Origin of the sequence: Vibrio sp. YT-17, from assembly GCF_033337375.1 — a bacterium.
In the GTDB taxonomy this organism is placed as follows: domain Bacteria; phylum Pseudomonadota; class Gammaproteobacteria; order Enterobacterales; family Vibrionaceae; genus Vibrio; species Vibrio alginolyticus.
The window spans coordinates 20339-43931 of the sequence record NZ_JAWOQP010000022.1; the positions used below are offsets into that span (position 1 = coordinate 20339).

General features: G+C 46.9%; 23 protein-coding genes. 9 read left to right on the forward strand and 14 right to left on the reverse strand.

Annotated features, from left to right (window positions below; all coding sequences use genetic code 11):
- Positions 1–5 precede the first annotated feature (5 nt).
- On the forward strand, positions 6–608 hold the full coding sequence (locus tag R7F67_RS18845) for a thiol:disulfide interchange protein DsbA/DsbL (protein WP_005379036.1): 603 nt from the start codon (positions 6–8) through the stop codon (positions 606–608).
- Between the two features lie 46 nt (positions 609–654).
- Here R7F67_RS18845 and R7F67_RS18850 read toward each other — a convergent pair whose 3' ends face one another.
- On the reverse strand, positions 655–1533 hold the full coding sequence (locus R7F67_RS18850; protein WP_017821568.1) for an acyltransferase: 879 nt from the start codon (positions 1531–1533) through the stop codon (positions 655–657).
- Positions 1534–1682: 149 nt separating this feature from the next.
- On the opposite strand from R7F67_RS18850, the gene R7F67_RS18855 reads away from it, so the two are divergent.
- Entirely contained in the window at positions 1683–2639 is a 957-nt protein-coding gene (locus tag R7F67_RS18855; RefSeq protein ID WP_005379034.1) for a DUF2860 domain-containing protein, read from the forward strand.
- Positions 2640–2697: 58 nt separating this feature from the next.
- Here R7F67_RS18855 and R7F67_RS18860 read toward each other — a convergent pair whose 3' ends face one another.
- Positions 2698–4221, reverse strand: coding sequence for a YifB family Mg chelatase-like AAA ATPase (locus R7F67_RS18860; protein WP_005383862.1), 1524 nt, complete (start codon positions 4219–4221; stop codon positions 2698–2700).
- A gap of 465 nt (positions 4222–4686) precedes the next feature.
- On the opposite strand from R7F67_RS18860, the gene ilvG reads away from it, so the two are divergent.
- Genes ilvG through ilvA form a run of 5 tightly spaced genes read left to right on the forward strand, consistent with a single transcriptional unit; the run spans position 4687 to position 10985 of the window.
- The gene (gene ilvG, locus R7F67_RS18865; protein WP_005378960.1) at positions 4687–6333 is read left to right on the forward strand and encodes an acetolactate synthase 2 catalytic subunit; all 1647 of its coding nucleotides are present in this window, start codon (positions 4687–4689) and stop codon (positions 6331–6333) included.
- Between the two features lie 11 nt (positions 6334–6344).
- A complete protein-coding gene (gene ilvM / locus R7F67_RS18870) occupies positions 6345–6629 on the forward strand; it encodes an acetolactate synthase 2 small subunit (protein WP_005378958.1) in 285 nt (94 codons plus the stop codon).
- Positions 6630–6641: 12 nt separating this feature from the next.
- A complete protein-coding gene (gene ilvE / locus R7F67_RS18875; RefSeq protein WP_005378953.1) occupies positions 6642–7580 on the forward strand; it encodes a branched-chain-amino-acid transaminase in 939 nt (312 codons plus the stop codon).
- Positions 7581–7593: 13 nt separating this feature from the next.
- Complete coding sequence (gene ilvD / locus R7F67_RS18880) at positions 7594–9435, forward strand: dihydroxy-acid dehydratase (protein ID WP_017635601.1); 1842 nt, start codon at positions 7594–7596, stop codon at positions 9433–9435.
- A gap of 2 nt (positions 9436–9437) precedes the next feature.
- Positions 9438–10985, forward strand: a complete 1548-nt coding sequence (ilvA, locus tag R7F67_RS18885; RefSeq protein WP_053304042.1) for a threonine ammonia-lyase, biosynthetic — start codon at positions 9438–9440, stop codon at positions 10983–10985.
- Positions 10986–11039: 54 nt separating this feature from the next.
- On the opposite strand, the gene punR is transcribed toward ilvA, so the two are convergent.
- Entirely contained in the window at positions 11040–11942 is a 903-nt protein-coding gene (gene punR / locus R7F67_RS18890; RefSeq protein WP_017821565.1) for a DNA-binding transcriptional activator PunR, read from the reverse strand.
- A 152-nt stretch (positions 11943–12094) separates the two neighbouring features.
- On the opposite strand from punR, the gene punC reads away from it, so the two are divergent.
- Positions 12095–13300 (forward strand): purine nucleoside transporter PunC, encoded by a 1206-nt coding sequence (gene punC, locus R7F67_RS18895; protein WP_005378946.1) that lies wholly within the window; start codon positions 12095–12097, stop codon positions 13298–13300.
- Positions 13301–13344: 44 nt separating this feature from the next.
- Here punC and R7F67_RS18900 read toward each other — a convergent pair whose 3' ends face one another.
- Positions 13345–14121 (reverse strand): transporter substrate-binding domain-containing protein, encoded by a 777-nt coding sequence (locus R7F67_RS18900; protein ID WP_005378944.1) that lies wholly within the window; start codon positions 14119–14121, stop codon positions 13345–13347.
- A gap of 115 nt (positions 14122–14236) precedes the next feature.
- Between R7F67_RS18900 and R7F67_RS18905 the strand changes: the two genes are divergently transcribed.
- Positions 14237–14977: an amino acid ABC transporter permease gene (locus R7F67_RS18905; RefSeq protein WP_053304043.1), complete on the forward strand. Its 741-nt coding sequence runs from the start codon at positions 14237–14239 to the stop codon at positions 14975–14977.
- Positions 14978–15057: 80 nt separating this feature from the next.
- Here R7F67_RS18905 and glmU read toward each other — a convergent pair whose 3' ends face one another.
- The 10 genes from glmU to R7F67_RS18955 form a co-directional block, all read right to left on the reverse strand.
- Positions 15058–16419, reverse strand: coding sequence for a bifunctional UDP-N-acetylglucosamine diphosphorylase/glucosamine-1-phosphate N-acetyltransferase GlmU (gene glmU, locus R7F67_RS18910; RefSeq protein WP_017635597.1), 1362 nt, complete (start codon positions 16417–16419; stop codon positions 15058–15060).
- A 149-nt stretch (positions 16420–16568) separates the two neighbouring features.
- Complete coding sequence (locus tag R7F67_RS18915; RefSeq protein WP_005378937.1) at positions 16569–16991, reverse strand: F0F1 ATP synthase subunit epsilon; 423 nt, start codon at positions 16989–16991, stop codon at positions 16569–16571.
- An 18-nt stretch (positions 16992–17009) separates the two neighbouring features.
- Positions 17010–18413 carry a F0F1 ATP synthase subunit beta gene (gene atpD, locus R7F67_RS18920; protein ID WP_005383849.1) on the reverse strand — a complete coding sequence of 468 codons (1404 nt, stop codon included), beginning with the start codon at positions 18411–18413 and terminating at the stop codon, positions 17010–17012.
- A gap of 35 nt (positions 18414–18448) precedes the next feature.
- A complete protein-coding gene (gene atpG, locus R7F67_RS18925; protein WP_005378932.1) occupies positions 18449–19315 on the reverse strand; it encodes a F0F1 ATP synthase subunit gamma in 867 nt (288 codons plus the stop codon).
- 44 nt (positions 19316–19359) lie between these two features.
- Positions 19360–20901, reverse strand: a complete 1542-nt coding sequence (gene atpA, locus R7F67_RS18930; RefSeq protein WP_005378931.1) for a F0F1 ATP synthase subunit alpha — start codon at positions 20899–20901, stop codon at positions 19360–19362.
- A gap of 13 nt (positions 20902–20914) precedes the next feature.
- Complete coding sequence (gene atpH / locus R7F67_RS18935) at positions 20915–21448, reverse strand: F0F1 ATP synthase subunit delta (RefSeq protein ID WP_053350671.1); 534 nt, start codon at positions 21446–21448, stop codon at positions 20915–20917.
- 14 nt (positions 21449–21462) lie between these two features.
- The gene (gene atpF, locus R7F67_RS18940; RefSeq protein ID WP_005378929.1) at positions 21463–21933 is read right to left on the reverse strand and encodes a F0F1 ATP synthase subunit B; all 471 of its coding nucleotides are present in this window, start codon (positions 21931–21933) and stop codon (positions 21463–21465) included.
- A gap of 74 nt (positions 21934–22007) precedes the next feature.
- Positions 22008–22262 carry a F0F1 ATP synthase subunit C gene (gene atpE, locus R7F67_RS18945; RefSeq protein WP_002540812.1) on the reverse strand — a complete coding sequence of 85 codons (255 nt, stop codon included), beginning with the start codon at positions 22260–22262 and terminating at the stop codon, positions 22008–22010.
- Between the two features lie 57 nt (positions 22263–22319).
- A complete protein-coding gene (atpB, locus tag R7F67_RS18950; protein WP_005378922.1) occupies positions 22320–23132 on the reverse strand; it encodes a F0F1 ATP synthase subunit A in 813 nt (270 codons plus the stop codon).
- An 8-nt stretch (positions 23133–23140) separates the two neighbouring features.
- The gene (locus R7F67_RS18955; protein WP_005378921.1) at positions 23141–23530 is read right to left on the reverse strand and encodes a F0F1 ATP synthase subunit I; all 390 of its coding nucleotides are present in this window, start codon (positions 23528–23530) and stop codon (positions 23141–23143) included.
- Positions 23531–23593 lie beyond the last annotated feature (63 nt).

The window sequence follows — 23593 nt, forward strand, 5'->3', positions numbered from 1 at the left end:
TTTCGATGAAAAAACTGTTCGCACTGTTTTCTATGCTGATGTTAAGCCTGTCGGCACATGCAGCGCAATTCAAAGAAGGTGAACATTACAAAGTATTGGATCTTGAGGCATCAAAAAAACCTCTTGTGACGGAGTTTTTCTCTTTCTACTGCCCGCACTGCAATAGCTTTGAACCAGTTATCCAGCAACTGAAAAAGCAGTTGCCAGAAGGTACTAAGCTATTAAAAAACCACGTTTCTTTCATGGGTGGCAACATGGGCCCATCAATGAGCAAAGCCTACGCAACGATGGTTGCACTAAAAGTGGAAGACAAAATGGTGCCAGTGATGTTTAACCGCATCCACAATCTAAAGAAGGCGCCACGTAATGATGAAGAACTTCGTCAAATCTTCCTTGATGAAGGTGTAGACGCGAAGAAATTCGACTCTGCATTCAAAGGCTTTGCGGTTGATTCCATGGTTCGCCGTATGGACAAGCAATTTGAAAACAGCGGTCTAACCGGCGTTCCTGCGGTTATCGTTAACAACAAATACCTAGTTCAAGCACAAAGCATCAAAACGATGGATGAGTACTTCTCTCTGGTGAACTACTTGCTGACACTAAAATAAGCACATCGATATCAATCAAAAGGGGAGCACATCGCTCCCCTTTTGTTTACTTGTAAATCTCTTGTAGTAACCGATCTTTTTCTTGCCACACATCACTCAGCCATTGCTGAAATTGCCGCTTATAGGGCTTATCGTTGAAGTAATCACCAAGCACTCTTTCATCAACGGGTAACACATTTACACGCACAACCACCTTGCTCATGCGGCCCATCAATAAATCCTTGAACGGTTTATGCGTATTTTCTGGGTACGCCAACGTCACGTCGATAATGCTCTCGAACTGTTCCCCCATCGCCGCTAACGTGTACGCAATCCCGCCCGATTTTGGTTGCAGCAAATATTGATAGTTTGCTTTACTCTTACGCTGCTTTTCTTCGGTAAATCGGGTTCCTTCGACATAGTTAACCACTGTGGTTGGAGTGTGTTTGAACTTAGCGCACGAGCGACGTGTCGTCTCTAAATCTTGACCTCGCTTATGAGGATTGCGGATCAGATACTCTCGCGAATAGCGACGCATAAATGGCATGTCGAGCGCCCAACACGCCATCCCGATGAAAGGCACATACAGCAGTTGTTGCTTGAGGAAAAACTTCGGCATGGGAATACGGTCTTTAAACACGCAGCAAAGCACAACAATATCGGTCCAACTGAGATGGTTACTGATCAGCAGATACCACCCGTCTTTTTTAAGCGCTTCACCGCCCTGAACATCCCACTCAACACGGTTAGATACCGCCAGAATGCACGCATTAACGGTAGCCCATAACCACATCACCTTATTGGCACAAACGGTCGCTATCGCTTTTAGCTTTACGCCAGGAAGCAATATTTTAAATACAGCGATAACACAAATTGCGAGTGAACAAACCGCAGAATTGAGAATCACAAAAGAAGCGTTAAAAAAAAATAACAAATATGCCAACATGATAGTCAAACAACAGTGATAATGTGTGAAGAATAAAACAGCGTGTAATTATACTGCGCCTTTGCCACATTGGAACATGCGTGGAAATGGTCAGATTTGTTACCGCAACCAATATGTGCACCACTCATTCGACAACAAGGAGATAACGAATGAAACCAAGGCTACTTCTCTTGCCTTTGGCCTTTGTCGTCAGTTCTGCTCAGGCTCAACTCGCTGAAACCGCGGGTTTTGGCGGTGAAATTTCGCTGAATGCCGGATTCATATCATCAGAATCCAATTTCAATACAGAAAATAGTAACACCATCGATTCTCTCGATAAGCGTGCCGATAGTGACAGTTCCGTTATCGCTGCACCGCTAGGGAGTGTGACATACACCTTTGGTAGCCGACTCAACCACCAAGTTTACGCCGGTACCACACGCTCAGATGTCGCGGTAGGTACACTCGCTTTTCAGTTGGGCTATCAACACGAGCTACAATCTGGCACCGTGCTCGATGTTTCCTATCTGCCGACGGTACTCAAAGGCGAAACTTGGCGCAACCCTTATCAAGTAGGAACCGCACGTAAAGAGACGGATGTTGACGGCAATGCGTATCGCTTTCAGATCAAAGGGTTAATTGATAAGAACTTCAACCTTGATCTTGCTTATGCTGATAAAGACATCGAGCAGGAGGAAGTGACAGACCGCTCACTTGCTCGCGATGCTAACCTTTACTATGTCAAAGGCGACTATCGCATTCCACTCAACCAAACGTCTATGTTGCAACCCGCTTTCACCTACATCAATCAAGATGCCGACGGTAAGGCGGAGTCATTTGATTCGTACGGATTTGACATTAGCTGGTTTAAATTTATCAATCGCCATCGATTGGCCCTCACCGCGGGTTATGCATGGAAAGACTATCAAGCCGCTAGCCAAACTTTTGCTAAAACACGAAATGACGACACCATTAGCCTATTTGCGGCCTACGAATATCAAAACGTATTTGACTGGCAAGACTGGTCGTTCATTTCTTTAGCCGGCTATAGCCAAACTGACTCGAATATCACGTTTTATGAGGAGAAAGAGTACCTATTGTCGCTTGGTCTCAACTACACCTTCTAACGTCCTTCATCGCAACAAGGCGCTCACAACACTTGTTGCGATGACATTTTGCATGTCTCTATACCGCTTGCGCCGTAAGCTGTTTCAGCAAACGGTCCATCGCTCGATACCCAAGTGCTTCAGCCAAGTGCGTTCGTTCAATTTGCTCCGCCCCATCCAGATCGGCGATTGTTCGCGCCACTTTGATAATACGATGATACGCACGAATCGAGAGTCCTAAACGGTGCAAAGCGGTTTCAAGAAACTCAGCATCACTCTTGTGCAAGGGACAAAACGCCTCAATTTCTCGACTACCTAGCAGTGCATTGACCTTACCACTGCGGTTTAGCATATTGTTACGCGCATGGCTCACACGCGCTTTTACGATAGCAGTCGGCTCACCGCGATCACCACCTTCTGCTAATGTCCCTTTGGGCAAAGCTGGGATTTCTAAAGACATATCAAAGCGATCTAACAGTGGTCCAGATAATCGACCAAGGTAGCGCAAAATAGCTTGTGGATTGGTGCGCGCTTGATTGCCTTCGTAATATCCTGTCGGGCTTGGGTTCAAGGCTCCAACTAATTGGAAGCGAGCCGGAAAGCGTGTTTTACCTTGCGCTCGAGAGATAATGATCTCGCCAGATTCGAGCGGTTCGCGTAACGAGTCTAGAACTTTACGATCAAATTCGGGCATTTCATCGAGAAACAATAACCCGTTGTGGGCTAAAGAGATCTCCCCTGGTCTGGGTACCGAACCACCGCCGACTAATGCCGCCATTGAACTTGAATGGTGCGGAGAACGAAACGGACGCGACTTCCAGTTATGCTCATTAATTTCACTCTGAGTCAACGATGCCACCGAAGCGGTTTCCATTGCTTCTTCGTCACTCATTTCCGGTAATAAGTCACACAAACGCGAAGCCAACATCGTTTTTCCAGTACCTGGCGGGCCAAGGAAAAGTAAGTTGTGGTTTCCAGCGGCAGCAATCTCCAGTGCTCGCTTACCTTGTTGTTGGCCAATAATATCTTGTAAGTCTCGACCATGTTTTTCGATCGTTTTTCGCTTAGGCGTTTGAAAAAGATTCAGTCGATGTTGACCACAAAGCTCGGCACATACTTCCAGTAATGATTGGGCCGATTTATGTTGTTCCTTCCCCACCAGCGCCGCCTGATCGCCATTCACATGTGGGACGACCAAATGGCGTTGAATCTTACTAGCTTCCAGCGCAGCAGGCAGCACACCTTTTACAGGCCTCAGACCACCAGATAGTGCTAACTCACCAACAAATTCGTAGTTTTTGAGCTTATCTGTCGCGATTTGCTCCGAAGCGGCCAAAATTCCCAATGCAATAGGAAGATCAAAACGTCCTCCCTCCTTGGGTAGATCTGCCGGAGCCAAGTTCACGGTGATCCGCTTAGCAGGAAATTGAAAGTTAGAATTAATGATCGCACTGCGTACGCGATCTTTGGACTCTTTTACCGTTGTCTCTGGCAAGCCTACTAAGGTAAACCCTGGCATGCCGTTGCTGATATGAACTTCTACACTAACCGATGGCGCTTGCACCCCGACGCTTGCTCGACTATGAATGATTGCCAGCCCCATACGTTCCTCAATTTTTTTGAACACTCTGTAAACAAATGTTTTATCTGGTTGGTTATGTTATATACCGCGTCCCAATTGAGAGTTAATGTGAAAAAAGAATGACTTTTTGCTTGTCATGCAGCGGAATTGTGTGATACCACTAATGACGCAAACAATTTCGTAGAACATTACACAACATTTTTTAACGAAAAAAGAACGACAGACAGATGAACCTTTTCGCTCATATCAACGCACTGCTAGCCCTGATTATCGTGGTCATTATTGGCACCGCGCGGGGTATTGTGGGCGAAAGGTAACCACAAATTACAAAAAACCCCCGCACTGAAAAGTCCGGGGGTTTTTTTACAACTACAAGTTGTCATCTGTCTAACCCTCGGACAGTTTAACGGGAAGAATGGGAGTGCACATGAAGTGCAATAAATATGGCAATCGCTACGAGCCACAACGTAGCAAAGGAGGTTTACGATGACTGGTGCACAACTTGTCGTAGCCGCTTTAAGACAGCAAGGCATCGAAACCGTTTTTGGCTACCCCGGCGGGGCCATCATGCCAATCTATGATGCTTTGTATGACGGTGGGGTGGAACACATCCTATGCCGTCACGAGCAAGGGGCCGCTATGGCAGCTATCGGGATGGCTCGTTCCACTCAAGACGTTGCTGTGTGCATGGCAACTTCTGGCCCAGGAGCCACTAACCTTGTTACCGGCCTTGCCGACGCTTTCCTTGACTCCGTACCTCTAGTTGCCATCACAGGCCAGGTTGCTAGCTCTCATATCGGTACCGATGCATTCCAAGAAATGGATGTGATCGGAATGTCCCTAGCCTGTACTAAGCACAGCTATCTCGTGACCGAAATTGAAGATCTAGCTCCGACACTTGCCGAAGCCTTTGAGGTCGCAAAAACCGGTCGTCCGGGTCCAGTCATTGTCGATATCGCCAAAGACGTTCAACTCGCTCAAGCACCCACAGACCTTCTTCCTCCATACATAGCACCAGCAATCGAAGATGTCAGCGCTGAAGATATCAAACGTGCGCAAGATGTCCTGGCAGCATCTACTCGCCCAGTGTTGTATGTTGGTGGTGGCGTGCAACTTGCGAAAGCAACCGATGCAGTACGCGAATTTCTTCGCTTAAACCCAATGCCTGCAGTTAGCACATTAAAAGGTCTCGGTACCATTGAACGCCATGATCCTCACTATCTTGGTATGTTGGGTATGCACGGTACCAAAGCCGCCAACCTAGTGGTTCAAGAAGCCGATCTATTGATTGTGGTTGGCGCGCGTTTTGATGACCGTGTGACGGGTAAGCTCGACACGTTTGCACCAAATGCGAAAGTGATTCACATCGACATTGATGCTGCGGAGATTCATAAACTGCGCCACGCCAACGCACCATTACGTGGCGACATCAACACCATTCTTCCTCAGCTAGAGCTGACTCAAGATATTTCACCGTGGGTTCATCACAGTGAAAGTCTGCGCAGCGGCTTTAAGTGGCGTTACGACCACCCGGGCGAGTTAATCTACGCACCGCTATTGCTTAAACAACTGTCTGACATGATGCCAGATAGCTCAATTGTCTCGACCGACGTCGGTCAGCACCAGATGTGGGCAGCGCAACATATCCAGCCACGCGAACCACAAAATTTTATCACTTCTGCTGGCCTTGGCACCATGGGCTTTGGCTTGCCAGCGGCGATGGGTGCTGCAGTCGCACGTCCTGATGATCAGTCTATCCTTATTACAGGTGACGGTTCATTTATGATGAACGTTCAGGAATTGGGCACGCTGAAGCGTCGTCAGATTCCAGTGAAGATTGTCCTTCTTAATAACCAACGTCTTGGCATGGTTCGCCAATGGCAGTCATTGTTCTTTGACGGTCGCCACAGTGAAACCATTCTTGATGACAACCCAGATTTCGTGATGTTAGCAAAAGCGTTCGATATCCCGGGCAAAACCATCACCAAGAAAGAAGAAGTCGAACCTGCTCTCAAAGAGATGCTAGCGAGTGAAACTTCTTACATGCTTCACGTTTTGATTGATGAAGAAGAAAACGTGTGGCCATTGGTGCCACCTGGCGCATCAAACAGTGATATGTTGGAAAATACATAGGAGACAATCGCATGGACAGATATTTACTCGACATCAAAGCCGATGACAAACCGGTACTGTTGGAGCGCGTTCTACGTGTGATTCGTCACCGAGGTTTCGTGATCAAACAAGTCGCTGCTACGCAAAACCACGAAAGCAAAGTAGCCAGCGTCGAGATCATCGTCGACAGCGATCGACCAATCTCGTTTTTGATCAATCAAATAGAGAAGTTGTGGGACGTTCGTAAGGTTGAGGTGCTAAAAATCCGCAACGATGAACTGCCAAATCACAACTTACAACAACACGTAAGTGCATAAGGAAGGCAACAAATGGCAACGAAAACTGCAGATTTCATTTGGTTTAATGGTGAGATGGTTCCATGGGCAGAGGCGAACGTTCACGTTCTGACTCACGCAATGCACTATGGTACATCCGTGTTTGAAGGCGTGCGCTGTTACAACACACCAAAAGGCCCAATTGTCTTCCGTCACCGTGAGCATGCACAACGTCTAAAAGATTCTGCCAAGATTTACCGCTTTCCGATCCCTTTCTCTGTAGAAGAAATCATGGAAGCGACCCGCGAAACGCTGCGCCAAAACAAACTCGACAGCGCTTACATTCGTCCATTGGGTTTTGTCGGTAATGTTGGCTTAGGCGTATGTCCACCAGTTGGCACTGAGATGGATCTAATCATTGCAGCATTTCCTTGGGGCTCTTACTTAGGCGAAGAAGCGCTAGAAAAAGGTGTCGACGCGATGATTTCAAGCTGGAACCGCGCTGCGCCAAACACCATCCCAACTGCGGCTAAAGCAGGCGGTAACTACCTATCTTCACTACTGGTTGGTGGTGAAGCCCGTCGTCACGGTTACGACGAAGGTATTGCGCTAAGCGTAGATGGTTACCTATCGGAAGGGGCTGGTGAAAACATCTTCGTTATCAAAGATGGCGTAATCACCACACCACCAGCAACTAGCGCGATTCTACCGGGCATCACTCGTGACTCGATCATGACAATTGCACGCGATAAAGGCTACGAAGTACGTGAAGCGAACATTGCTCGTGAAGCCCTTTACCTTGCCGATGAAGTCTTCATGACAGGTACTGCGGCTGAGATTGTACCAGTGGCAACCATCGACAAGATTGAAGTGGGCACTGGTAAGCGCGGCCCTATCACTAAAGAACTACAAGCAGCCTACTTTGGCCTATTTGACGGCACCACGGAAGATAAGTGGGGCTGGTTAGACTATGTGTACCCAGAACAGAAGTAAGAAGGATTAGGAAATGCCAAAATATAGATCAGCTACCACCACACATGGTCGTAACATGGCGGGTGCACGAGCACTGTGGCGTGCAACGGGTGTGAAAGAAGAAGACTTCGGTAAACCAATCATCGCCGTTGTAAACTCGTTTACTCAATTTGTTCCGGGTCACGTACACCTGAAAGACATGGGCCAGCTTGTAGCGCGTGAAATCGAAAAAGCCGGCGGCATCGCAAAAGAATTCAACACCATCGCGGTTGATGATGGTATCGCAATGGGTCACGGCGGCATGCTGTACTCACTGCCTTCACGCGAACTTATCGCAGACTCTGTGGAGTACATGGTCAACGCGCACTGTGCCGATGCCATGGTATGTATCTCTAACTGTGACAAAATCACTCCGGGAATGTTGATGGCATCTATGCGTCTTAACATCCCGGTTATCTTTGTTTCTGGTGGTCCAATGGAAGCGGGTAAAACCAAGCTTTCTGATCAGATCATCAAACTAGACCTTGTAGATGCGATGATCCAAGGCGCGGATCCAAAAGTGTCTGATGAGCAAAGCGAGCAGATCGAACGCAGCGCATGTCCAACGTGTGGATCGTGTTCAGGCATGTTCACTGCAAACTCGATGAACTGTCTAACAGAAGCCCTGGGTCTTTCTCAGCCGGGCAACGGTTCTATGCTGGCAACGCACGCAGACCGTGAACAACTGTTCCTTAATGCAGGCCGTCGTATCGTTGAACTGACTCGTCGTTACTACGAGCAAGATGACGAATCAGCACTGCCGCGCAACATCGCTACGTTTGATGCGTTCGAAAACGCAATGGCATTGGACATCGCAATGGGCGGTTCAACCAACACCATTCTGCACCTACTTGCCGCGGCGCAAGAAGGTGAAGTGGATTTCGATATGGAAGATATCGATCGCCTATCACGTCAAGTACCACACCTATGTAAAGTGGCACCATCTACCCAGAAATATCACATGGAAGACGTACACCGCGCAGGTGGCGTCATGGCGATTCTTGGTGAGTTAGATCGTGCAGGTCTTCTACACAATGATGCGCGCACCGTGCTTGGCCTTTCGATGAAAGAGCAGCTGGCGAAATACGACATCATCCAAACTGAAGACGAAGAAGTACTTAAGTTCTACCGCGCAGGTCCTGCGGGTATTCGTACTACTCAAGCGTTCTCACAAGATTGCCGCTGGGATCGCCTTGATGACGACCGTGCGGAAGGTTGTATTCGTACTATCGATCATGCCTTTAGCCAAGAAGGTGGCCTAGCCGTTCTATCAGGCAACATCGCATTAGATGGTTGTATCGTTAAGACTGCTGGTGTGGATGAGAGCATTCATAAATTCACTGGTCCAGCTGTGGTATTTGAAAGCCAAGAAGACGCCGTAGAAGGCATCTTGGGTGGCAAAGTAAAAGCTGGCGACGTGGTTGTTATCCGTTACGAAGGCCCTAAAGGTGGTCCGGGCATGCAAGAAATGCTTTACCCAACCACTTATCTAAAATCGATGGGCCTTGGCAAAGAGTGTGCACTTCTGACTGACGGCCGTTTCTCTGGCGGCACATCAGGTCTGTCTATCGGCCACGCCTCTCCTGAAGCAGCAAACGGCGGTGCAATTGGTCTGGTAAAACAAGGCGATATGATCGCAATTGATATTCCAAACCGTTCAATTTCACTCCAAGTGTCTGAACAAGAACTTGCTGAGCGCCGTGCAAAACAAGACGAACTAGGCTGGAAACCAGTTGACCGCCAACGTGAAGTTTCATTTGCACTCAAAGCGTACGCGAGTATGGCAACCAGTGCTGACAAGGGTGCAGTACGAGACAAGTCGAAGCTAGAGGGCTAGCAATGATGGAAGCTCAACCCGAAAAACAAGTGAACCAAACTGGCGCAGATTATCTGCGCCAAATCCTTCGCGCACCTGTTTATGAAGTAGCAACAGTGACGCCACTGCAAGAAATGCCTCGTTTATCTGCACGTATCGGGAATAATGTGCAGATCAAGCGTGAAGATCGCCAACCCGTACACTCGTTCAAATTGCGCGGTGCATACAACATGGTGGCGAGTTTATCTGAAGCACAAAAAGCCGCTGGTGTCATTGCAGCATCGGCAGGTAACCACGCTCAAGGCATGGCGCTCTCTGGTACTAAGCTAGGCATCAAAACCACCATCGTGATGCCTAAAACCACACCAGACATCAAAGTCGATGCGGTACGTGGCTTCGGTGGCAATGTAGTGCTGCACGGCAGCAACTTTGATGAGGCAAAAGCGGAAGCGGAACGCCTTTCTGATCTGCATGGGTACACATTTGTCCCTCCTTTCGATCACCCACTGGTGATTGCAGGTCAAGGCACCATCGGCATGGAAATGCTGCAGCAAAATGGTCACCTTGATTACATCTTCGTCCCTGTCGGTGGTGGCGGTTTGGCTGCCGGTGTTGCGGTACTCGTGAAGCAGCTCATGCCAGAAATCAAAGTGATTGCGGTCGAGCCAGAAGACTCGTCATGCCTCAAAGCAGCATTGGATGCAGGTGAACCAGTAGTATTAGACCAGGTCAGCATGTTTGCCGATGGCGTTGCAGTAAAACGCATTGGTGAAGAGACGTTTCGTCTATGCCAAAAGTACATTGATGGCCATATTGCAGTCTCTAGCGATGAAATCTGCGCAGCTGTGAAAGACATCTTTGAAGACACTCGCGCCATTGCTGAACCTTCGGGGGCGCTTGCTCTGGCGGGGCTGAAGAAGTTTGCTGAACAGAACAAGCTGAAAGACAAAAACCTAGGTACGGTATTGTCTGGCGCAAACACCAACTTCCACGGTCTGCGTTATGTTTCTGAACGCTGCGAGCTTGGTGAAAAACGTGAAGGTCTTCTTGCCGTCACCATCCCTGAGCGTCAAGGTGCTTTCTTTGAGTTCTGTAACCTCATTGGCGGCCGTGCCGTGACAGAGTTTAACTACCGCTACAACGATGACGCATTGGCAAATATCTTTGTCGGTGTGCGTTTGCAAGGCGGTCAGGAAGAGCTAGAACATATCATTCACGACTTACGTGATGGTGGCTACCCAGTGGTTGACCTGTCTGATGATGAAATGGCGAAGCTGCACGTGCGCTACATGATTGGTGGTAAGCCGTCTAAGCCGCTTAAAGAGCGCCTCTACAGCTTTGAATTCCCAGAGTACCCTGGGGCGCTACTTAAGTTCTTAAGCACACTCGGCACACACTGGAATATCAGTTTGTTCAACTACCGTAACCACGGCGCTGACTACGGACGTGTTTTATGTGGTTTCGAGTTAGATGAAAGCGATTTAGCTCAGTTTTCTGCACATTTACGTGAACTTGGCTATCAATGCAAAGACGAGACAGACAACCCATCGTATAAGTTTTTCTTGTCATAAAACGCCACATTTTAAACATATCATAAAAAACACCTCGCTAATGCGAGGTGTTTTTTATGACTGTAACCAATCTTTATGTAGCTGATTAGGCGACCCAAGATAGTCCACCATCCACTGGATCAATTTATGATTATCATCTTTGCGCCATACTAAGCAGCAGTGACTGAGCGGTTTATCATCCGGCATGACCTTCTCCACCAGCACACCATCATTGATTAAGGGTGTTGCAATATGACGTGGCATGTAACCCACGCCCACCCCATTTTTTAAACATTCAATCGCACTATACCAATTGGGCAATAATAATCGGCGCTGTTGCGGATAATGGCCAGTATGGCGTTTTGGCAGCACGTTCGAAGTATCATCAAGACAGATCGCCGGAAATTGACTCACAAACTCTTCAGTAAGCACTTGTTGTCGAACGCAAGGATGAGCGGGTGACATTACAAATGCCCAATCTAATACGCCCATATCTTTGACTTCAAAATCTCCCCCAACGGGAACCGCAGATGTCGCGCCAACGACAATGTCCGCTCGACCTTGTGCTATGGCTTCCCAAGAACCATTGAAGACCTCCATATTGATCTGCAATTCAGCAAATTCAAACTCGCGATAAAAATCTTCCACCAAAGGTTTGAGTTTTTCTAACTTCACCACGTTATCTAAGGTCAGCTTTAACGTGCTTTTCCATCCTTGAGCCGCTCGGCGCGTTTGTGCTTTCACCTCTTCCATTTGACGCAGCAAAGAGCGCGCCTCGGCCATAAAAAGTTCACCCGCTGGAGTTAGCTCAACTTTCCTTGGTAAACGTCGAAACAGCACCACATCTAAATCTTGCTCGACCTGCCTTACTCCATAGCTGATGGCTGAGGGGACTTTATGCAATACCTCAGCCGCAGCGGTGAAACTGCCTAAACGGGCAACCGTATCCAGCATTTCCAAAGACGCTTTAGAGAACATGATTTAACCTTTCAAAAAATTTGATTGATAACCAATAATTTTAGCGTTTTATTTTTTCAAAATCGAAAAATAGAATAATAAGGTAAATAAATCAGGGTTGGCGCCAACTGATGTTGATTAAAAAATGATTAAATAATTTGACTGGTTGAATCATGAAAATCTCAAAACTACAGCTCATTTATCTGGCAGCATTATCGATGCTTGGCTTCGTTGCTACCGATATGTATCTGCCAGCATTCAAAGCGATGGAAATCGACTTTGCAACAGGCCCTGAGCAAATTGCGCTCTCTTTAACGGTATTCCTCGTTGGTATGGCGATTGGCCAGCTAATGTGGGGATTGGCATCCGATAAATTTGGCCATCGTAATACACTCGCAGCCGGGTTGGTGCTATTTACTATCGCGTCATTCGGTTTGGCTTTCTGTGATCAAGTATGGCAACTACTCACACTGCGCTTTATCCAAGCTATCGGTGTGTGTGCACCAGCCGTGATCTGGCAGGCTATGGTCATTAAGCGCTACTCAAGCAGTAGCCAACAAATTTTTGCGACAATCATGCCACTCGTCGCGCTATCACCAGCACTAGCACCTCAATTAGGGGTTGTGTTGGCAGATAACTTCGGCTGGCACAGTATCTTTATTACGCTAACACTGGTTGGTGTCTTTTTGGTCTTTGCGACCATGGCACAAAAAGACGAGAAAGCAGAAATCAAACAAACCAGTATGTCTGCCGACATCAAAGCGCTACTGAGTTCTAAAAAATACCTTGGCAACGTGTTTATGTTTGCGACGGCTTCAGCTGCATTCTTTGCTTACCTAACTGGGATGCCAGAAATCATGGCGCAACTGGGCTACGAAGCAAAAGATATTGGTTTGAGCTTTATCCCACAAACCATCGCGTTTATGGCTGGTGGCTACTTAGGTAAAGTAGGCGTTCGAAAATTTGGTGATGAAAAGGTTCTGCGCCAACTGATTGGCCTATTTAGTGTCGCGGCATTAATGATTTTCATTGCTTCACAGTGGGAGCTGTCATCGATTTGGCCTATTCTTGCGCCATTCTGTTTGATTGCCGTCGCTAACGGCGCGCTGTACCCAATCGTGGTAAACCGTGCACTGGCCAGCGCACAACAGAGCCCTGCAACAGCAGCAGGTCTGCAAAACAGCCTGCAAATCTGTGTAAGTAGCTTCTCAAGTGCATTGGTAGCCGCAATGGCAAGCCAAGCTCAGATGGTTACTGGCATCGCAATCATCATCTGTATGGGTGGGCTGTGGATGGGATACATTCTGTCGAATCGCGAATTATCCAAGCACTTTACGACTCCTGACAACGCCCGAGTCGTGAGTGAAGACGAACTTTAATCGTTCAGATAATAAAAAGAGCCGTGCAATGCGGCTCTTTCTGTTTATAAGCTTTTCAACCCCCACTTCTTGGCAGTCTGCTTAAAAAAGCCTTGAGTCTTTTTCAACTCTACCCAGTGATTGATATAATTAATCCATACTTGATCGTCTTGCGGCAACAACATAGCAATTGGGGTTGGTTTACGCGGTGCGGTCACTGGCACTATCGCCAACTGTTTAAACTTATCCACCAACGTCGCTGCTTCCACATTGGACGTCACCGATACATCGGCCCTGCGAGCTAGTAGTTCTTGGAAGTCGCGCGCTGGCGCTTCAATAACAATATGTTGAGCAGACGGGAAGAATTCTTTCACCATTTTTTCTTGTACCGTACCTAACGTCGCCGCGACTTTTACTTCTGGTTTATTAAAATCCGCCCAATCAGAGAATTTGGCGAGATCTTTCTTTTGCACCACAGGTACAAAGGCAAGGTAGAAATACGGCTGGCTGTATCCAGCTACTTTCGCGCGCGACATGTTCAGAGATGCGCTGCCAGTAATATCGTATTTGTTGGCGGTAATGCCATTAACTAGCGTCTTCCAATCCGTGGGAACATACTCCACTTTTACACCGAGATCTTTAGCAAGTTCTGTTGTTACATCGATATCGAAGCCACGATAACTGTTTGTCGCAGGGTCTTTCATCGTCATCGGATTCCAATCTCCCGTCGTTCCAACTCGGAGTACGCCATTGTCTAAAATGGATTGAAGACGGCTTTCAGCGTGAGCGACTTGAGTCGCAGCAAGCAAACACATTCCTAGCACTAGTAAAATCTTTCTCATTTTTATTCCCTTAAAAATAATGACCTTATACGGTTTAATAATTAACCTTTATTAGAGCTCTACTGATAACATAGCAGCAACAAAGGAAGTTTTTTAGTTAATTCAGGGAGTAAATGTGACGTTTCGAACTCTATGGCTATTTTCATTGCTATTACTCACTGGTTGTTCAGATTATCAATGGGGCTGGTATGTACTTGACCCTTCGACGGATCAAGGGCTCACCAATCTAAAGTTTTTAATCGCTGGGTTTAATGACACCATTCAGGTATCACTCCTCAGTATGTTATTTGCGATGAGCTTGGGCCTGATCGTTGCGTTACCCGCTCTGTCGGACTCTGCCTATCTGAAGTGGATAAACCGTATTTATGTCGAGGTGATCCGTTCAGTGCCAGTTTTAGTCTTACTACTTTGGGTGTATTACGGCATGCCTACGCTATTGGATGTCTCACTCAATCACTTTTGGGCGGGTGTTATTGCACTGACTATCGCTGAGAGTGCGTTTATGGCGGAAGTGTTTCGCGGTGGGATACAAGCTATCAGCCGTGGCCAGCATGAAGCAGCTGAGTCTTTGGGCTTAAGCTATTGGCAAAAGATGCGCTTGGTAATTCTTCCCCAAGCGTTTCGACAAATCCTCCCTCCACTGGGCAATCAATTTGTCTACATCCTCAAGATGAGTTCTTTAGTCAGTGTGATTGGTTTAAGCGATCTCACTCGCCGTGCTAATGAGCTGGTGGTGAATGAGTACTTACCCCTAGAGATTTATACCTTCCTCGTTTTGGAGTACTTGTTACTCATCCTATTTGTATCTCAAGCCGTTCGTTGGCTCGAAAAACGTATTGCTATTCCTAGTTACTAACGATGAAGCCTGAGCTAGAAACAACAAAGCCGCACTTGTTGAGCGGCTTTGACAATATAGCGATAGAGTGCAGGTATTGCTTATTTCTGTTTTACAGGACGCTGCCAGCCAGTAATTTTGCGCTCTTTGACGCGAGTAATTACTAACTCACCTTCTTCAACATCTTTTGTTAGTGTCGTGCCTGCACCGATGGTTGCGCCATCAGCGATAGTGACAGGCGCCACCAGCTGGCTATCAGAACCAACAAAAACATCATTACCGATGATGGTTTTAAACTTGTTCGCACCATCGTAGTTACAAGTGATCGTACCTGCACCGATGTTAGTACGTTGGCCGATCTCTGCATCACCTAAGTAAGTTAGGTGGTTCGCTTTTGAACCTTCTCCGATGCGCGCATTTTTCACTTCAACGAAGTTACCCACATGGGAATCGTTACGCATTTCAGCACCAGGACGAAGGCGAGTAAATGGACCAACCGTACATTCTTCACCAACCGTTGCACCTTCAATCACACTGTAAGGGCGAACGATGGTGTTGTCGTCGATTTCACAATCTTTCAGTACACAACCCGCACCGATAACCACGTTATCACCCAGTGAAACTTTACCTTCGATGATAACATTCACGTCGATTTCACAGTCCATACCGCACTGTAACTCACCACGCAAATCAAAGCGTGCTGGATCGCGTAGCATGACACCTTGCTCTAGCAGCTTCTGAGCTTGCATTGACTGGAAAGCACGCTCTAGACGAGCAAGCTGTGCGCGGTCATTGACCCCTTCCACCTCAATGGCATTGACTGGGTGTACAGCCTCAACGGCACGACCTTCATCGTGTGCAGCTGCAATAACGTCAGTTAGGTAGTATTCGCCTTGTGCGTTGTTGTTGTTTAAGCCAGACAACCAACGCTTAAGATCCCCACCAGTCGCAACCATCACACCAGTATTGATCTCTTTAATTTGTTTTTGTTCTTCTGTTGCATCTTTTTGCTCAACGATCGCCACAACAGGACCATTCTTACGGATAATACGACCGTAGCCTGTCGGGTTATCTAGAATCACTGTTAGTAGTGCAATACCGCCTGTTGGCTGTGCATCTAATAGGTTTTCAATCGTTTCAGCTGAAATCAGTGGAACATCACCGTAAAGCACCAGTACTTTTTCATCGTCTTCAAACTTCGGAGACGCTTGATCAACCGCATGACCTGTACCTAGTTGCTCCGCTTGCAGTACCCAGTTTACAGGCTCTTCTGCTAGCGTTTGCTGCATTTGATCACCACCGTGACCATATACTAAGTGGATGTTTTGTGCGCCAAGACCTGTACATGTATCGATAACATGTTTTGCCATTGGCTTCCCTGCCAAAGTGTGTAGCACTTTAGGCATGTTTGAATACATACGGGTACCTTTACCCGCAGCAAGGATCACAGCACTGAATTTCATTAATAACCTATTGACGTTCTATTTTAATTGGGCGTTATTTTAAACACCTTGGAAGGATTAGTTAATGGTGGGATGTAAATTTCCAACTAAAATTAATCAAAAAGGCGACCAATTGGCCGCCTTTTTTCATGCAACGTTGCTAATTGAGCTTAGCGACGCTTTTTTGTCAGCTCGATAACTCGTAGCTGAGCAATGGCTTTAGCCAGTTCACTGGCCGCTTGTGCGAAGTCCATGTCACCATGCTGATTCTGGATTTGCTCCTCAGCGCGGCGTTTGGCTTCTTCTGCCTTCGCTGCGTCTAGCTCTTCACCACGGATAGCTGTATCAGCTAGTACAGTCGCTGTACCAGGCTGAATCTCTACCATACCACCAGAAACATAAATAATTTCTTCGTGGCCGTGCTGTTTCACAATACGCACCATACCAGGCTTGATAGCGGTCAGCAGCGGTGTGTGACCATGGAAAATACCAAGTTCACCTTCGCTACCGGTCACCTGAAACGTTTCAACACGACCAGAGAAGATTTTCTTCTCAGCGCTTACTACGTCTAGGTGAAAGGTTATTGCTGCCATATCGCCTCCTAGTTAGCCTTATAGCTTCTTCGCATTCTCAATAGCATCGTCGATGCTACCGCAGTACATAAATGCCTGCTCAGGAATGTCGTCGTATTCACCAGCTAGTAGACCTTTAAAGCCACGTAGAGTCTCTTTTAGAGGTACGTAAATACCAGGGTCACCTGTAAATACTTCTGCTACGTGGTAAGGCTGAGTTAGGAAACGCTCAATCTTACGTGCACGAGATACAACTTGCTTATCTTCTTCAGATAGCTCGTCCATACCTAGGATAGCAATGATATCTTTCAGCTCTTTGTAGCGCTGAAGAGTCTGCTGAACACCACGAGCAACTTCGTAGTGATCTTGACCAACGACTAGTGGATCAAGCATACGAGATGTTGAATCTAGCGGGTCGATCGCAGGGTATAGACCCATTGCAGCGATGTTACGGTTAAGTACAACCGTTGCATCCAAGTGCGCGAACGTTGTTGCTGGAGACGGGTCAGTCAAGTCATCCGCTGGTACGTATACCGCCTGTACAGACGTGATAGAACCTGATTTCGTTGACGTGATACGCTCCTGAAGTACACCCATCTCTTCTGCAAGAGTTGGCTGGTAACCTACCGCAGAAGGCATACGACCTAGTAGTGCTGATACCTCTGTACCTGCAAGTGTGTAACGGTAGATGTTATCAATGAACAGTAGTACGTCACGACCTTCGTCACGGAAACGCTCTGCCATTGTTAGACCAGTCAGTGCAACACGTAGACGGTTACCTGGTGGCTCGTTCATCTGACCGTAAACCATCGCTACTTTTGATTCTTCAGGCTTCTCAACGTTTACAACGCCCGCTTCCTGCATCTCGTAGTAGAAATCGTTACCTTCACGAGTACGCTCACCAACACCAGCAAATACTGATAGACCTGAGTGCTGTAGTGCGATGTTGTTGATAAGTTCCATCATGTTAACGGTCTTACCTACACCTGCACCACCGAATAGACCGATTTTACCACCCTTAGCGAATGGACAAATTAGGTCGATTACTTTAACGCCCGTTTCTAGAAGTGCAATTTCGTTTGATTGCTCTTCGTAGCTTGGTGCACTACGGTGGATAGAGTAAACCTCTTCCGCACCCACTTCACCACGCTCGTCAATCGCGTCACCTAGGACGTTCATGATACGACCTAGAGTTTTAGTACCTACTGGTACTGAAATTGGAGCGCCAGTGTTAACCACTTCAACTCCACGACGTAAACCATCAGAGCTACCCATTACGATACAACGAACTACGCCACCGCCTAGCTGTTGTTGAACTTCAAGAACTAGACGCTCTTTTGAGTCCGTTACGTTTAGAGCGTCATATACACTAGGTACATTGCTCTGTGGGAACTCTACGTCGACTACCGCACCGATGATCTGTACGATCTTACCTGTAGCCATCGTTAATCCTCTAAACTATTTCGTTTTACCTAAGCTTAAACCGCAGCTGCACCACCAACGATTTCTGATAGTTCTTGTGTAATCGCAGCCTGACGGGCTTTGTTGTACACAAGTTCCAAATCGTCAATCAAACTGGTTGCGTTATCCGTTGCAGCCTTCATCGCAATCATTCGAGCCGCTTGCTCACAAGCAAGGTTCTCAACCACACCTTGGTATACCTGAGACTCTACGTAACGCACTAATAGCGTATCCAGTAGAGGTTTTGGTTCAGGCTCATAGATGTAGTCCCATGAATGCTCACGCTGCATCTCTTCGCTGTCCGATTTAGGCAAAGGTAGCAATTGATCGATCGTTGGTTGCTGAACCATAGTATTAACAAACTTGTTGAATACTACATATAGACGGTCCAGTTCACCTTCATCGTATTTCTTCAGCATTACGCCAACAGAGCCGATTAGGTCTTGTAGGCTTGGATTATCTCCAAGACCAGAAACCTGTGCCGCAACTTTTGCGCCACCATGTTTAAAGAAAGCTGTTGCTTTTGAGCCAACAACGGCTAGCTCAATCTCAGCACCTTTCTCTCTCCATGCTTGCATGTCTGTAACGGCTTTTTTGAACACGTTAATATTCAAACCACCACACAGACCACGGTCTGTCGAAACGATGATGTAACCAACACGTTTAGCTTCACGCTCTTCTAGGTACGGATGACGGTACTCTAGGTTTGCGTTAGCCACATGACCGATCACTTTACGCATTGTTTCAGCGTATGGACGAGAAGCTTCCATTGCATCTTGAGAACGACGCATTTTTGAAGCTGCTACCATTTCCATCGCTTTCGTAATTTTCTGAGTGCTTTTAACACTACCGATTTTATTACGTATCTCTTTTGCGCCGGCCATCGTTACTCTCCGTTAGTTGGTGGCAGAAACTGCCACCGACCTAATTACCAAGTTTGGGTTGCTTTGAAGTCGTCAGTCAGTTTCTTCAACTGAGCTTCGATTTCATCGTTGTAAGCGCCAGACTTGTCGATCTCAGCTGCTAGTTCAGCGTATTGACCGCGAGCGTACGATAGTAGAGCCGCCTCGAAATCTAGAACTTTGTTAAGTTCTACATCATCAAGGTAACCGCGCTCTGCCGCGAAGATAGTTAGAGCTTGGTCAAATACAGACATTGGAGCGTACTGCTTCTGCTTCATTAGTTCTGTAACTTTTTGACCATGGTCTAGCTGTTTCTTCGTTGCGTCATCAAGGTCAGAAGAGAACTGAGCAAATGCCGCTAGTTCACGGTATGCAGCTAGTGCTGTACGGATACCACCTGATAGTTTCTTGATGATTTTCGTCTGAGCTGAACCACCTACACGAGATACTGAGATACCAGGGTCAACAGCAGGACGAACACCAGCGTTGAATAGCTCAGTTTGTAGGAAGATCTGACCATCGGTAATCGAGATTACGTTAGTCGGTACGAATGCTGAAACGTCACCTGCTTGAGTTTCGATGATAGGAAGAGCAGTCAAAGAACCAGTCTTACCTTTCACTTCACCGTTAGTGAAACGCTCTACGTACTCTTCGTTTACACGAGCTGCACGCTCTAGTAGACGCGAGTGTAAGTAGAATACGTCACCTGGGAATGCCTCACGGCCTGGTGGACGTTTAAGTAGTAGAGAGATCTGACGGTAAGCTACCGCTTGCTTAGATAGATCATCGTAAACAATCAGTGCGTCTTCACCGCGATCGCGGAAGTATTCACCCATCGCACAACCTGCGTAAGGCGCTAGGTATTGAAGCGCTGCAGATTCAGAAGCTGATGCAACTACAACGATAGTATTTTGTAGTGCGCCGTGCTCTTCTAGTTTGCGAACAACGTTAGCGATAGTCGATGCTTTCTGACCGATTGCTACGTAGATAGAGAAAATACCAGAGTCTTTCTGGTTGATGATCGCGTCGATCGCCAGTGCTGTTTTACCAATCTGACGGTCACCGATGATAAGCTCACGCTGACCACGACCGATTGGGATCATTGAGTCAACTGACTTATAACCAGTTTGCACAGGTTGGTCTACCGATTTACGGTCGATTACACCTGGTGCGATCACTTCTACAGGCGAAGTCATTTTCGCTTCGATTGGACCTTTACCATCGATAGGCTCACCCAGCGTGTTTACTACGCGGCCTAGTAGTTCTGGACCAACTGGCACTTCAAGAATGCGGCCAGTACCTGTAACTTTCATGCCTTCCTTAAGGTCAGCATATGGGCCCATTACAACCGCACCAACCGAGTCACGCTCAAGGTTAAGTGCCAGTGCATAACGGCCACCCGGTAATTCAATCATTTCACCTTGCATCACGTCCGCTAGGCCGTGGATGCGGATGATACCATCGCTTACCGATACGATAGTACCCTCGTTGCGAGCTTCACTAACAACTTCGAAAGATTCGATACGTTGTTTGATCAGATCGCTAATTTCCGTGGAATTAAGTTGCATGCTCCAATCCCCATTAAGACTGCAATGCATCGCTCAGGCGGTTCAAACGACCACGCGCTGAGTCATCGATGACTAGGTCTCCGGCTCGAATAATAACCCCACCAAGTAGGGTCTCATCTACACTGCAATTCAGCTTCACTTTGCGTTCAAGACGCTTTTCAAGTTTGCTGCCAATGTTTGCAAGTTGTTCATCAGAAAGCTCTGTTGCTGAAATTACTTCAACATCAATTTCTTTCTCATGTTCTTTTTTCAGAGTAAAAAACTCCGTACAAACATCAGGAAGGGCCGATAAACGACCATTCTCAGCCATTACCTTCAAAAGGTTTTGACCGTGTGCATCAACTTGTTCGCCGCAAACTGCAACAAAAATTTCTGCCATTTTGTCAGCAGAAACCGAACCCGTTAGTAGTTCGTTCATTTGTTCGTTTTTGGCCACTTCAGCAGCAAAAGATAACATTTGGCCCCATTGGTCCAACTGGTCTTTCTCTAAAGCAAAGTCGAAGGCTGCTTTAGCATAGGGGCGTGCGATAGTAGTCAAATCAGACATATGCGCCCCCAGACTTAAAGTTTTGCAGTAATGTTGTCGAGAATATCTTTTTGCGCATCTTTATCGATAGAACGCTCAAGGATTTTCTCAGCACCAGCTACAGCCAGAGTAGCAACTTGTTTGCGCAGCTCATCGCGTGCACGATTGCGTTCAGCTTCAAGTTCTGCTTCTGCTTGCGCTAGGATTTTCTGGCGTTCTGCCTGAGCTTCCTCGCGAGCTTCATCAAGAATTTGAGACTTACGCTTGTTCGCTTGTTCGATGATCTCAGTTGCTGTGCGCTTCGCTTCTTTCAATTGATCAGAAGCGTTGGCTTGTGCTAGATCCAAGTCTTTCGCAGCACGTTCTGCTGCTTGAAGACCATCAGCAATTTTCTTCTGACGCTCTTCGATCGCTTGCATCAATGGTGGCCATACATACTTCATGCAGAACCACACAAATAGTGCGAACGAGATTGCTTGACCTAGCAGAGTTGCGTTTATGTTCACAACAGCTACCCCTCTATTTGGACTTAGTGTTAATCAGTGACAAGCGATAATCGCCCGTCCCGAGTTAAAGGTGATTAACCTAGTTGACCAACGAATGGGTTTGCGAAAGTGAATAGTAGCGCGATTACGATACCGATCATTGGAACCGCATCAAGTAGACCCGCGATGATGAACATCTTAACTTGTAGCATAGGAGCCATTTCTGGTTGACGTGCAGCACCTTCTAGGAATTTACCACCTAGCAGTGCGAAACCAATCGCTGTACCAAGAGAAGCAAGACCGACGATAATACCTACGGCGATTGCAGAAAAGCTCAGTAAAGTTTCCATTACTATCTCCAATTTATAGTTGTTGGCTTAGTGCCCAAATAAAAAGCTTTAAAAAAATTAATGATCAGGATCTTCGTGTGCCATTGACAGGTAAACAATTGTCAACATCATGAATACGAAGGCTTGAATCGTAATAACCAAGATATGGAAGATTGCCCACGGTAGTGAACCCATCCATTGTAAGTACCATGGTAGCATTGCCGCACAAAGAATGAATACAACCTCACCCGCGAACATGTTACCGAATAGACGCATACCAAGTGATAGAGGTTTCGCTAATAGCGATACCACTTCAATTAGTAGGTTAAACGGAATCATCAGTGGGTGATTGAATGGATGTAGTGCAAGTTCTTTTGCGAATCCACCTAGACCTTTTACTTTGATGCTGTAGTAAATCATCAATGCAAAAACGCCTAGAGCCATAGCCATGGTGATATTCACATCAGCAGACGGTACAACCTTAAGGTAAGGAATACCTAGCCAATGCTCTGCTGGGTATGGTAAGAAGTCGATAGGAACTAAGTCCATCACGTTCATCAAAAATACCCAACAAAAGATAGTCAGTGCTAAAGGCGCGATCAGTGGGTTGCGTCCATGGAACGTGTCTTTGACGTTATCGGCGACAAATTCAACGATCATTTCTACAGCACACTGAAGCTTACCCGGTACACCCGCTGTTGTTCTCTTTGCTACTTTGTAAAAAATTCCGAGGAAAATTAAACCAGTAAACCAAGAAAAAAACAGGCTATCGATATGTACGTTCCAGAAACTTGTCTCCGACCCTACTAAACCCAACTTGTATAGCGATAGGTTAGAAAGGTGGTGGGCAATGTAACCGGACGATGTTAGCGCTTCACCTGGCGCAGCCATAACTCATCCTATTTTTTGTTGTTAATGAATAGCACTGGTGCACAGATATTAATACCTAGTACCAGCAAATAGGTTAGTTTGAGGGGAACAAGTTCCACCTGCATATACATGTAGGCAACATAGAACAGTGCAACCGTGATGAGAATTTTCAGTACTTCACCCGTATAGAAGGAAGCAGCGATGCGCTTGGCAGCGCGAGCTCCACTAAACATGAAAGCACACAGCGCGAATACTGCATTGGCAACAACAAAAATGCCTCCGCCAATCAGCGCTGAAAATCCCCAGTCAGGATTTATGGCTACCGCCATTCCTGCTGCCACAAAAATAACCGCGCCAGACTGGATCATTAACAATTGCCTTGCGAGCTCTCGTCCTGGTCTAGCTAACGCAGCTACCATGTATTCGTACCTCTAGTAATATCCACTTCGCACTTAACTCTCTGTGCTGGGAAATTGGCGAAA

Excerpts from the sequence above, each read along its gene's own strand:
- ilvM (WP_005378958.1), top strand. The coding sequence starts at position 6,345 with ATGGACAGATATTTACTCGACATCAAAGCCGATGACAAACCGGTACTG.
- R7F67_RS18955 (WP_005378921.1), bottom strand. The coding sequence starts at position 23,530 with ATGGTAGCTGCGTTAGCTAGACCAGGACGAGAGCTCGCAAGGCAATTG.
- R7F67_RS18860 (WP_005383862.1), bottom strand. The coding sequence starts at position 4,221 with ATGGGGCTGGCAATCATTCATAGTCGAGCAAGCGTCGGGGTGCAAGCG.
- atpE (WP_002540812.1), bottom strand. The coding sequence starts at position 22,262 with ATGGAAACTTTACTGAGCTTTTCTGCAATCGCCGTAGGTATTATCGTC.
- ilvA (WP_053304042.1), top strand. The coding sequence starts at position 9,438 with ATGATGGAAGCTCAACCCGAAAAACAAGTGAACCAAACTGGCGCAGAT.
- punR (WP_017821565.1), bottom strand. The coding sequence starts at position 11,942 with ATGTTCTCTAAAGCGTCTTTGGAAATGCTGGATACGGTTGCCCGTTTA.
- R7F67_RS18915 (WP_005378937.1), bottom strand. The coding sequence starts at position 16,991 with ATGGCAGCAATAACCTTTCACCTAGACGTAGTAAGCGCTGAGAAGAAA.
- ilvE (WP_005378953.1), top strand. The coding sequence starts at position 6,642 with ATGGCAACGAAAACTGCAGATTTCATTTGGTTTAATGGTGAGATGGTT.
- R7F67_RS18850 (WP_017821568.1), bottom strand. The coding sequence starts at position 1,533 with ATGTTGGCATATTTGTTATTTTTTTTTAACGCTTCTTTTGTGATTCTC.
- atpB (WP_005378922.1), bottom strand. The coding sequence starts at position 23,132 with ATGGCTGCGCCAGGTGAAGCGCTAACATCGTCCGGTTACATTGCCCAC.
- atpH (WP_053350671.1), bottom strand. The coding sequence starts at position 21,448 with ATGTCTGATTTGACTACTATCGCACGCCCCTATGCTAAAGCAGCCTTC.
- ilvG (WP_005378960.1), top strand. The coding sequence starts at position 4,687 with ATGACTGGTGCACAACTTGTCGTAGCCGCTTTAAGACAGCAAGGCATC.
- R7F67_RS18845 (WP_005379036.1), top strand. The coding sequence starts at position 6 with ATGAAAAAACTGTTCGCACTGTTTTCTATGCTGATGTTAAGCCTGTCG.
- glmU (WP_017635597.1), bottom strand. The coding sequence starts at position 16,419 with ATGAAATTCAGTGCTGTGATCCTTGCTGCGGGTAAAGGTACCCGTATG.
- punC (WP_005378946.1), top strand. The coding sequence starts at position 12,095 with ATGAAAATCTCAAAACTACAGCTCATTTATCTGGCAGCATTATCGATG.
- atpG (WP_005378932.1), bottom strand. The coding sequence starts at position 19,315 with ATGGCCGGCGCAAAAGAGATACGTAATAAAATCGGTAGTGTTAAAAGC.
- atpA (WP_005378931.1), bottom strand. The coding sequence starts at position 20,901 with ATGCAACTTAATTCCACGGAAATTAGCGATCTGATCAAACAACGTATC.
- ilvD (WP_017635601.1), top strand. The coding sequence starts at position 7,594 with ATGCCAAAATATAGATCAGCTACCACCACACATGGTCGTAACATGGCG.
- R7F67_RS18855 (WP_005379034.1), top strand. The coding sequence starts at position 1,683 with ATGAAACCAAGGCTACTTCTCTTGCCTTTGGCCTTTGTCGTCAGTTCT.
- R7F67_RS18900 (WP_005378944.1), bottom strand. The coding sequence starts at position 14,121 with ATGAGAAAGATTTTACTAGTGCTAGGAATGTGTTTGCTTGCTGCGACT.
- atpD (WP_005383849.1), bottom strand. The coding sequence starts at position 18,413 with ATGGCTACAGGTAAGATCGTACAGATCATCGGTGCGGTAGTCGACGTA.